We start from the raw sequence: 11,271 nt of genomic DNA, 5'->3' as shown, positions 1-11,271 counted from the left end.
GAAGTCTAATAGTACATTTATTATATAGTCTAGTGTACAGTTGTTGGTTTATAGACTAAATGAAATGTACAGTTGTGTTATTTAGTTTGATGTACAGTTGTTAGGGTTTGGCTGGTGGCAATCTGTTTGATGTTAGTCTTTTGTACAGTTAGTGTTTTTTGGGGTGGTTGAAAATTGTTTCATCACAATTTGTGATACACAAAACAAACTTGTTTGTGATTGAATATAATGGAATGTTTTTTAATGGTGGTTTGTCTTTGTATTCAGGGTTGTATACTGGCGTTTATTTGTCTTATGGGGTGGTTTAAAGTAATGCTTGTGTGATTTTAGCTTGTACAGTTATTTTTTTTTATTGAGTAAAACCAAAAAAAAGCTTTGCGCAAAGGGTTCTAGAATATAAAATGGCTATTAAAGCTTCGCATGAGCTTGTTACCGCTTGGGTTCTCTGGATTTTATACAGGGGAGTTAAGGGGAAGACGATTATCCAGCCCGTTGTTTTGGCGAACTCCGGCTGGATAATCTTAAACCTTGTCATGCGTAAGCACAGGCATTACAAGAATAGGAAGTGCTGCTACCAACAGCAATTTCCTTGGATTATTTTACGCTTAAAGTGTATAAAAAATCCAGTTATTTCTTGTTCTCAAGGGTATAAAATATAAACCTTAAAGGCTTATTTACCCTTAAAGGCAACGCATCCATCTTGCTAATACCTGTCGCTTACCTTGGCAATAATATGATTAAGGAAAAGCAATGGAATTAGCCATTCAAAAATTAAAAGAAGAAGTAACTTTACATCCTGAGCACAGGGAAGTTATCAACGAACTGCATCAAAACCTACTCCACTCTAACGATGAAACAACTATTAAATTTTTGCGTCACATTCTTGACCATAACTTCTTAGCTCACCCTGAAATTGAGCGCAGAAACCAAAAAATGCGCATACACAACAATAACTGGAGAGTAAGGTTAAAAGGCTATTTAGGCCCGTATGGTCTGACTATTAAGCCCCGGGGCATAATGAGCACTGAGAGGTTAAAAGAATACGGCCTAACCAACGGCATGTATTACTACATTGTTGAAGCGTTATAAGGGGTTGGCACATGACGGACTTGACCAATACCCAAAATCAGCATGATAATAATAACGCGGATAGGGCGGGACTAATTACCCCACCCGATACGGCTGGCCCGTTGAACCAGCCTTCCGCAATACCTGATTCAACAGAACCTCTCAACAAGGTTAACAATATGGATAACAATAACAACGGGACAGATACGCCCGTAATCTCTCTAGAATCAGTCCGTCCACAAGCTGATCAAAAAACAAACGACACTGAGTCTTCACATACCCCTTTCAATGACGAGCAAAAACGCGCTTGGGTAGATTTGTTTTCAGAAGCAGAACCCATACCTGAAAGCCTAGAATCATTAACCAAAGCAGACAGAAGGCGCCTATTAAACAAGGTCATGAAAAACCGCGAACAGGCCGAAAAAGAGTCTCGCCATAAATCAGGCTTTTTTACTTCTGAATGCAAAGATAGTGACATTAGGGATCATATATTCAGTAATGGAATGCTCAATAGCGTAGCCTCATTGGATTATGGACGCGCCCTATTCCAATACTCACAAGCCGGGTACTGGCAAGAAGTCCCAGAAGAAGCTTTTTCACCCAGAATTAGTTACATTCTCGATGGCCTTATTTCTGACGGCTACAACGGCGGGAAGCTGCGAAACATAGTGAATATGACAAAAGAGCGCTTGCAAGCTATACCAGCCAAACAAGCCGGGTTAATTGGTTTTTCGAATTGCGTTCTAGAGGTTGGCACTGGCCGAACGCTGCAACACTCCCCCGAATACGGCCTAACCAGTGTTGCTGATTACAACTACGACAAAAACAAAACAGAATGCCCTAATTTTGATGCTTGGCTTTCCCACTCATCGGCAATGTACTCAAAAACGGAAACCGTAAGCGCGGAAGTAAACGGGCAAGTGAAAAGAGTCCCCAAGCCTGACGTTCAGGCAACAATAGACAAGCAACAGCTAATCATGGCCGCGCTCTACATGATCGCAACAAACCGCTTTGACTGGCAAATGTTTATAGAGGTAGTTGGTGAGGGTGGCACTGGTAAAAGTGTGTTTCTTAGTTTGGCTCAAATGCTGGTGGGTGAAGATAACAGTTGTTCACTAGATATGGGGGAGCTTGAATGCACAACAACAAACTTTGGTTTGGAACCCATAGTAGGCAAAAACCTAATCACCATCCCAGACGCGAAAAAGATGGCGGGTGACTTCAACAATGCAAAAAAAATAACAGGGGGCGACCCTATCCCAATTCAACGAAAGGGAACTAAAAATATAACTCTGCCATTTGCTCCAGCGGTTCTATTAATCACAGCCAACCAACCATTAGCCGTAACAGATCAAAGCACTGGTATCTGGCGCAGACGTGTAATTATTGTATTTAACAACATCGTCAAAGAAGAAGACAAAGACCCGCGATTAAAAGAAAAATTCAAGGATGAAATAGCCGCAATATTTAACAAAGTATTGAGCGCTTTTGAGACAGAAAAACAAGCAGAGAAAGTATTAAGGGAAGCTGTAAAAAGTGAGGAAAAATACGAAATAACATCGCAAACAGATCCGCTTTTAAGATGGCTTGAGGAAAGCATTGATATTGACCAAGATGCCAAAGAGAAAATAGGTGGATACCATCAAATAATAAAATCTAGCAACACTAACAACGACTCAATGAGGGAGCGCTTAGCTGTAGCACAGAAGCTTTACCCAAATTATTCCCTTTACTGTGAATTTATAGGGGTTAAAAAACCATTAGCCCTAAACAATTTCATAAATTCACTAATGTCATTGGCTAACAAGATGGATAAGTTTAAAGGAATAACAAAAGAAAAGGATCGAACTAATGTTAGCTGGGTAGTAGGTCTAAAAATAAACAGCGAAGCCCCCCACCTTAAAAGTTACAATGAGCAAATAGAGTTAAATAAATATAGAGTTGAAAGTCAGCAAAGCCTCTAATTCCAATCAATATGCATAGGGCCTAAATAGGCCCTTTTTTTTGTCTTAATTTCTTTTATATCAGTGTTTTATTTAATATTTAGCGTTTTTGCATAGCCCTATGCGTGCATAGGGCATGAATAGGGCTATGCATAGGGCTGAAACCCTTGTTTTTACTGGCCTGAATAGGGCGCATAGGGTAAAACCCATTTTTAACTTTATGTGTGAAATTTTTTTTTTGCGTGTTCAAGTTTAAACAACAAAATCATGTGAAAAAAAATATCGCACGTGAAAAAATGAATAATAGCCCTATGCACCCTATGCATTCCCCATTTTTACTGGCCTGAGACCCTATGCAGTGACCTATTCATACCCTATGCAACCCTATGCAAAAAATAATAAGACTATTGGACTAAGTAAAACCACCAGCACAGAACTAGGGCCGAAGGCCGAAACAAGCGGGAACCGCGCAGTGCGACACAAGCCAAGGCAGGGAGGCGAACTGGGGGAAATTCTCAAAATGGCGCGTAGCAAGACAAAGCTGGCGCGTCGCTTGCAATGCCGCTCTGATAAACAAAAAATAAATTTGCAAACAACACAGGCGTTTCGGGTAGGGAATGCCTCAAAATCGACTTAGGCGGCCCGTGAGGGTGATTTAACGAATATCCTAAAGGATTTATGCTCAAATTTGTTTTATGGGCTTACAGAGCCTTACAGGGCTTTTTAGCTGCTGGTGGATTTGTATATTTGTATATTTGTATGCTTGTTTAATGGTTTTGTCAGTGATTTTGATTGTTAGCGTTGTTTTCGCCAGTCAAAAGCCTTTAAAAATCAATTAACTTTCCACCTAACTGGTAAAGGTGGTGGCGGCGCCATGATTTAGCGAAAATTTCGCTTTAACCGCGAGTTTGATACCCGTGGTTGTTCAGCTGATCTCTAGGGACCCCTTTTACCGCTTTGGCCAAATCTAAGAAGCCAGTAATTACGCGGCTTGCCGCGTTTTTAGGTGTGCGATATAAGCGGAAACGGAAAAGGCATTTTTTTTACTGGAAAAAAAATGCGTGAGAGGTCGCGTGTTTTCTACCCGCATTCAATGGGGGGTGGCCGGGAAAGGACCCAAAAAAAAGTTTGAGTTTTGGCATGTGCCTAAATTGTGCTGGGGCGGCGGTACTAGGCTAAAAAGTTGTAGTGATTTACAGGCCCCTCCCCCTGAAACCGGAACCCCCTAAGCTCGAGAGGTAGCTGTAAAAAAGTCGCGGCTTTGGCATCGCATGAAGTTCAAGCGCGTAAGGACCCGGCTAAATCAAAGATGATTTAGCAGTGGGTTTTTTCATTTCATTTCTTGGTCGCGTAAAAATCTGGTTAGGTCGGCGGTGTCCGTTCAGTTCGCGCAGAGTTTAAACACCCCCGGGGGGTGTGAGTTTCCGGTTTACCTGAGCCACTAAACCCAATGTTTACACGGTATACAGTCAAGCCATGCATAGGAAACCGGAAACCCTGAAAGGTAAATAATATTTGAGCAAGCGAGCTTTTGCGCATTCTGAACCCGTAGTTTTAATTGATATTCAAAAGGACCCAGTAACCGGCTATTGCGTCAGTTCGGCTTAGTTGATTCGGTAGTACGTCGACCGCTTCGTGTTTCTGGTATTTCAGGGCTTTTTATTGGTGCTGAATGGCTACAGCCTTTTATCTGTCAGGTCTTGTGACTTTACCTTTAGCTGAATTTTCGGAATCGGAAATACGAAAAAAAACATCTGATATTTGCCTGAGTGGGCGAGTATATGACCCGTGGGGGTAGGCCGTAGGGGTTAAGGACCCTAAATTAATACACGTTGCTGGTGGCCTTGGGTGGTCAGTTCAGCCCAGTTAACCACGCACTTATCCCCCGAAAATGTGGATAAGTTGATTGTTATCTTTGACTATGGATCATGCCTTTACCTACGGGTATCAAAACCTTACCCACCAGCATTTTACTATGCTTAAGACGGTTTAAACGAAGCTTATAGGTTATTTAAATGGTGGTTCAACCCCCTTTCAAGCCCCTTTTAAACGGTATTAATTTAACGGTTAATTAGGCTGCAAACCGCTAAAACTGGGGTTTTGAGTGTTAATAAACTGGTAAATTTTGATTTCTTATTAATTGCACGTGTAAATATTACTAGATGGCGGTAGTTAGGCATGGGCATTTGTTTGAACAATTTGACCCCCTTACCCCTTATAGCTGTCCACCAGTTGCCACCTTAGCTGCCAACCAGTTACCACCCTCAATGTCATTTGCGCAAGGTGCGCATTATTCGGTTTAAAGTGCGCAGTTTAGTTGCGCATAATCTTTATGAAAGCCTTTTAATTAAAGGGATTGATTGATATTGCGCACGCTGGTTTTGCGCACCGCTTGTGCGCATTTCGACTAGGTTCGTATAGTCCCGGCTTGTCCCGTTAAATCCCACTGAATCCCGGATAATCCCACGCAATCCCGGATAATCCCGGATAATCCCGGATAATCCCGGGTTAAAACATGCGTTTTTTGGCGCCAATAAGAGCGTTTAAAATGCTTGCAAGCCTTATAGGTCAAGGCTTACAGGGTTTTAGTGCTCGCGCAATAAAATGACAATTGGTAAAATTGACGCGAAAAAAAACGCCATAACTGTCGTATATGGCGTCAAAAATGGCGCTCAAAGGCGCTCTTTTTAAAGATTTGTCGTTGCTTTGTCGTTTGTTGTCGCGCCGCTTTGCGTAACTTTGCGTACCATTTTATTCAGTTCGCTAATGTCTTGTTTGCACTTTTTTACGTGGGCGCTCTGTATTTCCATGTAACCAACCATTACTTGCTCTGATACGCCATTCCAACTCATTAGCTCAGCAATGGCCGCTAAGGTTTCCACGTCCTCGATGCTTTTGCTTACCTTGTCTTGGGCTTCAAATAGTTCATTCATTGCTTGGTCCCTAATCTTGTAATGAAGTGATCACCGATCAAAAACTTTGGAATTTTAAAAGTGATCAGGTTGCCAGCCCGAAGGCTGGCATATTACCCCACCGCATGGCCTGTGCTTAGTTCTCTTGTACATTTGGCGGGGTGAACTCTGTTAGCGGCTTTGCCGCTAGTATCCGTTTTGCGGGTATCCCTGCTGGTGGCCTTGCTGGTGGCCCTGCTGGTGGCCTTGCTGGTGGCCTTGCTGGTGGCCCTGCTGGTGGCCTTGCTGGTGGCCCTGCTGGTGGCCCTGCTGGTGGCCCTGCTGGTGGCCCTGCTGGTGGCCCTGCTGATTGTTTTGTTCTTGGCTATCCCACCAGATCACCTCCTCACTTGGGTAACTGGGGGCTGGTAGTAGGCGCTTAACCTTTGTAAATGTGCCGCCGTTGTCCGCGTTCCATAGCGTGGCCTCCCCAACTTGAAGGTATTTGTTTTTCACTTTTGGCTGGCCTTTACCGTCTAGCTCTTTGCTTTGGTACGTGTCTACTACACACATTAAGCGGCCGCGGTCGATTGGCTGTTTACTGTTGCTCACTGCTTTTTCTCCATATTTAGATTGATTACTGAGAGTTTGCTTTTAACTTTTCTGGCGCGCTTTAAGGTGCGCTCCCGCTCTTTGATTAGAAAGGGTTCAGGCAGTCCAAAATTAACTACTTTACAAGCCTCAATAAGCGCACTTGATTCATGAAGAAACAAGTATGTATCGCGGTCTAGCTGGCTGCGTTCTAAGTATCTAAAATTGAACAATCGATCCATTATCTGGGTGTATTCTTGTAGGTGACAAATGGCTTCAGCAAATGGCTTGTAATCGTTGCGTACGTTATCCAGTTTTTGTTGTAAGTCGCGCATCTCGGCGTTTACTTTTTTAGCCTGATTTACAGCATGCCTAGCCGATTGCTCACTAACATTGAGCAATGCAGAAAACCCCTCTCGATGGTCCCTGCATGCAACAATATCAACAAAGTGTTCTGACTCTGATACATGGCTTAAAAACCCTATTACGTTTGATAGCGTGCTCATTGTATCGTCTGGGTAACTATCATCTGGGAACATTAGCCCGGCAACACTTAGGGGCTTTTCAATTTCAAGCGTGTTTAGCATTTTCGACCCCCACCAGCTCCGGCGTTTCAACTTGATTTTCTTGGGTGTAGTTCTGGGCCGTGTAACTGGCCGACTCACTAATAATTTCTAAAATGTCCCCTAAACCGTCACGAGATGATTGTACGTCCATGTCCCCCTGCTCAAGCCCTCTTACTGCGCGGCTTAGAAAGGAAATGCTGTCTGAAATAGACCTCATGTTTGCGTGTATGCAATTAGCGTTAAATAACTGGGTAGGATAGGGAAATTGGTAGTTTGTATTTTGTTGCATGTGCTTACTTTCTCCATGACAAAACCCCCTTTAATAACAAAGGGTTATGTTTGATAAATTAATAGATTTATATTGAAAACAGATCGTTTTTTGTTATCATGGTGTTAATGTTTACATGGGTTGTTATGACAATCTCCATAAAATGACCAGCTCTTAGAGGGGCATTTAAAGGGAGCCTTATATTTTTTTGGAAAGGAACTAATGAGGACATCAGAGCGAAAAAGGAGAGCTTTCAACTTTAAAACGGAAGCTCAGCGCAGCATAAGATTAATAAGGCGAGAGTTAAAGCTCTCCCAGCATGAGCTAGCGCGGAAAATGGTTTCAGACGTTGACCAATCGACTATTTCTAATTGGGAAAGCGGCAAGAGCGACATACCATTGAGTAAGTTTATTGATATTTTATTGCTTAGCAGTAAAGACCCTGCATCATATTTTGATAGCTTAAGGGGTAAGAAAAAGGATGATACGGAAGAGGTCCCGGAATGAGTTTTTTTGATTATTTTAATATCCTATTGCCAGCGGCTTTGTTGATTTCACTTTTTATATCTTGGGACAATATCAATGCAAGGCTTTTAATATCCATATTTTTAGCTGTAGAGGTCTTAGGGCTTTTAACTATTGAATGGGCTATGAATATGCCTATTGGCTATTATGCTTGGTGCATGTTCATGAACGGCTTATTTCTAACATTTGTCATTGGCCGTCGATATTGGTGTTACAAACTCCAGAGGTTCGATTTTTTTGCAAAGGCTTTTGATGAACATAGATACTCTTTACAAGAGGCTGCTTTAACAGGGCTTTTTATCTTATCAACATTGATAAATTTTATAACATTGGTAGAGGTTTATTTGTATTATATCGATTGGATAAGCAACGCTTATTTCAAGCTCTACGTTAGAGACCTTGTTCAAACGTCATTGCATGTACTGGCTTCTATGGCCTGTGTAGCGTTTGCGCTTAGGTTCACATCAGATGTTGAAGGGAAAACCAATGGAATTAAGTAAAAAATATTTGAATAAAGTTTTTGGTGGTACAGGAACGGGAAGCCCCGATTTACCTCAGCAACAGGCTAGGATACTGCCTATTGAGTTGTTAAAGCTAAAGATTAAGAACCCGTAACTTAAGCTGTATTAAGATAAGAAAAGGCCCTAAGAGGCCTTTTTTTTTGCTCCCTGCAGGGAGCTATAAGAAAGGACTTGTTGAATAGATTGTTGAGTACCGGTGCTATGCTTTATGTCCTTTCTGTTGGATTTATAAAAGGCCACCAGCAAAGCGTTTTGGAGTGGATCTTGCTATTTCAGAAAGGAAGTAAGGACCTCAAAAAAAAGGGCGTAATTTCGTAAAGGCCGCGAGTCTTGGCCCCAACGGGATTTTACTCCCGGAGAGGACCCGTAAAAAATTTTACGGGTTAACCAGGTGCGAAATTAAATCTCTTTTTGTATTAAAGCTAAGTAACCACCGCTTTCTAATGGTCTGACGAAAGCGTTATAAAGTTTGTTGTTGTCTGCCCCTTCTACTGCTGGTGTTAGCTTTAAAAGCGCCTGTGATACATTTACGAATTGCTCAAAATCAATACCTAAAGCCTTTATAAGTTCATCGTCAAAATCTGCCCCTTGGTCAATAAGGTTTTCCGCCTGCTCTTCTGTTAGGCCCATGGCGGCGCCAGCTAATAACTGGTATTCAAATGTATTAATCATTGCTTAGCTCCACAATCTTGATCTCATCAGATTCAATGAACCATGTATCAATAGAATTAACTTCAATGCCAAAATTATCAAAGGATGGAAACCCTTCAACCCCGTTATCTTTACTCCAGTCAAACTGATCTTTAAGCCATTTTTTATCTTTGAAATTATTGAATGCCATTTGCTGGAAACTTTCGGCTGCAAATAAGGCTAGGCCTGCATTTTCATGTGAACCGTGGTGATTAAATCTATAATCATCACCACCCCAAAATTGGTTAATTTCCTTGCACTCTTTTTGGAACTTTTCCTCATCAAGAACGGTGATCACCATTTCTAAGTCAAAATCCCAAGAACTGTGTTTTAGCTTTAATTTACGCATGTGTATTTATTCCTTTTTAACTATGTTCAATTAGTTGTTTTTGCTGGCCTGTTTTCTTTGACTCAACAAGCCAAACTCCGTTAGGGTCCTTAAAGTATTTCATTGTCTGGGTTTCCAGTTCGTCTACCATGTCCACCAGCACAAGGTAAAGCCCGGCCGTATCTGCGTTAACAGCTTTGCCTTTTACTTTGCAGTTCTTGCGAATAAAGCTAGCTGTTAAGTCATCGGCTATCATGCCATTCTCGCATCGAGCTTTAGCCCATTCGTGTATGTCGGGTAGCTTTTTGGCCTTTACGCCTTTTTGTGCAATCACAGCATCAAAGCTTGTTAGCTTTTGCTTTAGGCTTTCACTGTCAGGCTTCATTAAGTCTTGCTTTTGCTCACCCTTGAAAACCTCAACGCCTTTTACAGTGTTATCAATTTCTAGTGCTGCGTAGTGCTTTACAGCACCAGATATTGTGTCCGTTGAATAGCATAAGACTCGGGTAGTCATAGACTCATAAGACTCCGGGCTAGTGTCTTTTTCGCGTTCGTAAACAGCCTTGGTGTAAATTGCGCGCAGTGAATGAACATCAAAATCACCAGTTTCAAGCCACTTTCTGATTCGCTCGTTAAGCGTTCCGTTGTATTGCTGGTTTATGGCTTCGTTGTGCTCTGTGCTGTCTTTGTAGCGCTTATCAAATATGCTCGCCTCAACCTCTTTACCAGTGCGGGAAATGAACTTCACGTAACCGCCGCCCCAGTAACCACCTTTGGCCCCGCTTTCGTGCTGGACCTTCTCATGCTTGTTTAACTTCATGCGCATAGTGCGTAGTGATTTGACAATTAACTCAGGCTTGGCAAAAACAGGAATTTCCCAGTTTCCAAAGTCATCACCTAACTTTCTATCCCTAGCTTTTAAGATTCCATTAAACACAACGTAATCATCTCTGTTTTCCGATTTTACAAAGCGTGCAGTTTTCATTATTTCTGTAGGTCTTCGGCCTGTTAATGCGCATAATGCGATTGTCATATCTACCCAATCGCGGTTAGAGCTATCCTCTAAAACCTCGATTGATTTTTTGTATAGGCTCTCAACATTAACCCTTATTTTTACATCGTGCTTTTCTTTTAACGCCAGCTTATTCTTTTCATTTGCTATTGATTTAGCGAAAGATAGAGGTGCTTTAATTTTATAGTAAAGTGGGTGGTATATTTCTATGCCATTTACAGCGGCGCGAATCTTTGCAGCATTGATGTGTGATCCGTTACTTCTGTACTTTTTAGAAATTATTGATATACGGTCCTCTAGGGTGCTCAGCATGATATTAGGCTTTAGCCCTTTATATTCATCCTCTAGCGCCCCAAACTCTTTTAGAAGCTCTCTAGCCTCTTTTAAACTCGCCTCAAAGTTAGCGTTTATGGCGCCCATAGCCTTAATTGCATTTCTGTACTTGATTAGCACAGCAGACACGCGGCTTGCGCTTAAATCACCTCTAGTTACTGGTGAGTCTTGGTTAAAACTCCATATTTGGCGCCCTTCAACTCGTTCTGAGTGCATTCCGAAGGCATCCCTAACAAACACCTTCATAAGTTTATCATTATGGTTGCTGACCTTTCTTGAGTCTTCTCGAATTGGCAAATATGACTCAAGTCTCCTTACTAGATATTGAGTTTTATCCGTTTTGTTTCTATCTGTCATTTTGTCGCCTCTTATTTTGTCGGTTAATTTTACCAATAATTACAGTGTACATTATTTAGACGAGATTTCAACAACTGTACATAGACTAAATAGCAATATAAATATTCAATAACTGTACATTAGACTATATGCACATAACTGTACACCAAACTATATATCAACTGTACATCTAGACTTC

At 41.7% G+C, this 11,271-nt stretch carries 12 protein-coding genes; 5 read left to right on the top strand and 7 right to left on the bottom strand.

Going from position 1 to position 11,271, the window contains the following annotated elements:
- Positions 1 to 750 precede the first annotated feature (750 nt).
- Both J8M00_RS27560 and J8M00_RS27555 read left to right on the top strand, forming a co-directional pair.
- Positions 751 to 1,089: a hypothetical protein gene (locus J8M00_RS27560; RefSeq protein ID WP_063367305.1), complete on the top strand. Its 339-nt coding sequence runs from the start codon at positions 751 to 753 to the stop codon at positions 1,087 to 1,089.
- 11 nt (positions 1,090 to 1,100) lie between these two features.
- Positions 1,101 to 3,032, top strand: a complete 1,932-nt coding sequence (locus J8M00_RS27555) for a DNA primase family protein (RefSeq protein ID WP_211013567.1) — start codon at positions 1,101 to 1,103, stop codon at positions 3,030 to 3,032.
- Positions 3,033 to 5,698: 2,666 nt separating this feature from the next.
- Here J8M00_RS27555 and J8M00_RS27550 read toward each other — a convergent pair.
- The 4 genes from J8M00_RS27550 to J8M00_RS27535 all read right to left on the bottom strand — a co-directional run bounded on the left by J8M00_RS27550 (position 5,699) and on the right by J8M00_RS27535 (position 7,348).
- Positions 5,699 to 5,944, bottom strand: a complete 246-nt coding sequence (locus J8M00_RS27550) for a hypothetical protein (protein WP_211013566.1) — start codon at positions 5,942 to 5,944, stop codon at positions 5,699 to 5,701.
- Between the two features lie 165 nt (positions 5,945 to 6,109).
- The gene (locus J8M00_RS27545; RefSeq protein WP_211013565.1) at positions 6,110 to 6,514 is read right to left on the bottom strand and encodes a hypothetical protein; all 405 of its coding nucleotides are present in this window, start codon (positions 6,512 to 6,514) and stop codon (positions 6,110 to 6,112) included.
- On the bottom strand, positions 6,511 to 7,080 hold the full coding sequence (locus tag J8M00_RS27540; RefSeq protein ID WP_211013564.1) for a hypothetical protein: 570 nt from the start codon (positions 7,078 to 7,080) through the stop codon (positions 6,511 to 6,513). Before J8M00_RS27540 ends, J8M00_RS27545 begins: the two co-directional genes overlap by 4 nt.
- Complete coding sequence (locus J8M00_RS27535; RefSeq protein WP_211013563.1) at positions 7,064 to 7,348, bottom strand: hypothetical protein; 285 nt, start codon at positions 7,346 to 7,348, stop codon at positions 7,064 to 7,066. The genes J8M00_RS27540 and J8M00_RS27535 overlap by 17 nt, the downstream gene beginning before the upstream one ends.
- A gap of 201 nt (positions 7,349 to 7,549) precedes the next feature.
- On the opposite strand from J8M00_RS27535, the gene J8M00_RS28565 reads away from it, so the two are divergent.
- Genes J8M00_RS28565 through J8M00_RS28560 form a run of 3 tightly spaced genes read left to right on the top strand, consistent with a single transcriptional unit; the run spans position 7,550 to position 8,467 of the window.
- Entirely contained in the window at positions 7,550 to 7,834 is a 285-nt protein-coding gene (locus tag J8M00_RS28565) for a helix-turn-helix domain-containing protein (RefSeq protein ID WP_282099848.1), read from the top strand.
- Positions 7,831 to 8,352 (top strand): hypothetical protein, encoded by a 522-nt coding sequence (locus J8M00_RS27525; RefSeq protein WP_211013562.1) that lies wholly within the window; start codon positions 7,831 to 7,833, stop codon positions 8,350 to 8,352. Before J8M00_RS28565 ends, J8M00_RS27525 begins: the two co-directional genes overlap by 4 nt.
- Entirely contained in the window at positions 8,339 to 8,467 is a 129-nt protein-coding gene (locus tag J8M00_RS28560) for a hypothetical protein (protein ID WP_282099847.1), read from the top strand. The genes J8M00_RS27525 and J8M00_RS28560 overlap by 14 nt, the downstream gene beginning before the upstream one ends.
- A 305-nt stretch (positions 8,468 to 8,772) precedes the next feature.
- Here J8M00_RS28560 and J8M00_RS27520 read toward each other — a convergent pair whose 3' ends face one another.
- Genes J8M00_RS27520 through J8M00_RS27510 form a run of 3 tightly spaced genes read right to left on the bottom strand, consistent with a single transcriptional unit; the run spans position 8,773 to position 11,093 of the window.
- On the bottom strand, positions 8,773 to 9,045 hold the full coding sequence (locus J8M00_RS27520; RefSeq protein ID WP_211013561.1) for a hypothetical protein: 273 nt from the start codon (positions 9,043 to 9,045) through the stop codon (positions 8,773 to 8,775).
- Positions 9,038 to 9,412, bottom strand: coding sequence for a DUF2528 family protein (locus J8M00_RS27515; RefSeq protein ID WP_211013560.1), 375 nt, complete (start codon positions 9,410 to 9,412; stop codon positions 9,038 to 9,040). The genes J8M00_RS27520 and J8M00_RS27515 overlap by 8 nt, the downstream gene beginning before the upstream one ends.
- A gap of 16 nt (positions 9,413 to 9,428) precedes the next feature.
- Positions 9,429 to 11,093, bottom strand: a complete 1,665-nt coding sequence (locus J8M00_RS27510; protein WP_211013559.1) for a protelomerase family protein — start codon at positions 11,091 to 11,093, stop codon at positions 9,429 to 9,431.
- Positions 11,094 to 11,271 lie beyond the last annotated feature (178 nt).

Source organism: Pseudoalteromonas luteoviolacea, from assembly GCF_018100925.1.
GTDB classification, from domain to species: Bacteria; Pseudomonadota; Gammaproteobacteria; order Enterobacterales; family Alteromonadaceae; genus Pseudoalteromonas; species Pseudoalteromonas obscura.
Note: the sequence above shows the minus strand (reverse complement) of the source record. Positions and strands in the feature narration are given on the sequence as shown.

Excerpts from the sequence above, each read along its gene's own strand:
- J8M00_RS27560 (WP_063367305.1), top strand. The coding sequence starts at position 751 with ATGGAATTAGCCATTCAAAAATTAAAAGAAGAAGTAACTTTACATCCT.
- J8M00_RS28560 (WP_282099847.1), top strand. The coding sequence starts at position 8,339 with ATGGAATTAAGTAAAAAATATTTGAATAAAGTTTTTGGTGGTACAGGA.
- J8M00_RS27525 (WP_211013562.1), top strand. The coding sequence starts at position 7,831 with ATGAGTTTTTTTGATTATTTTAATATCCTATTGCCAGCGGCTTTGTTG.
- J8M00_RS27510 (WP_211013559.1), bottom strand. The coding sequence starts at position 11,093 with ATGACAGATAGAAACAAAACGGATAAAACTCAATATCTAGTAAGGAGA.
- J8M00_RS27540 (WP_211013564.1), bottom strand. The coding sequence starts at position 7,080 with ATGCTAAACACGCTTGAAATTGAAAAGCCCCTAAGTGTTGCCGGGCTA.
- J8M00_RS27550 (WP_211013566.1), bottom strand. The coding sequence starts at position 5,944 with ATGAATGAACTATTTGAAGCCCAAGACAAGGTAAGCAAAAGCATCGAG.
- J8M00_RS28565 (WP_282099848.1), top strand. The coding sequence starts at position 7,550 with ATGAGGACATCAGAGCGAAAAAGGAGAGCTTTCAACTTTAAAACGGAA.
- J8M00_RS27520 (WP_211013561.1), bottom strand. The coding sequence starts at position 9,045 with ATGATTAATACATTTGAATACCAGTTATTAGCTGGCGCCGCCATGGGC.
- J8M00_RS27535 (WP_211013563.1), bottom strand. The coding sequence starts at position 7,348 with ATGCAACAAAATACAAACTACCAATTTCCCTATCCTACCCAGTTATTT.
- J8M00_RS27515 (WP_211013560.1), bottom strand. The coding sequence starts at position 9,412 with ATGCGTAAATTAAAGCTAAAACACAGTTCTTGGGATTTTGACTTAGAA.
- J8M00_RS27555 (WP_211013567.1), top strand. The coding sequence starts at position 1,101 with ATGACGGACTTGACCAATACCCAAAATCAGCATGATAATAATAACGCG.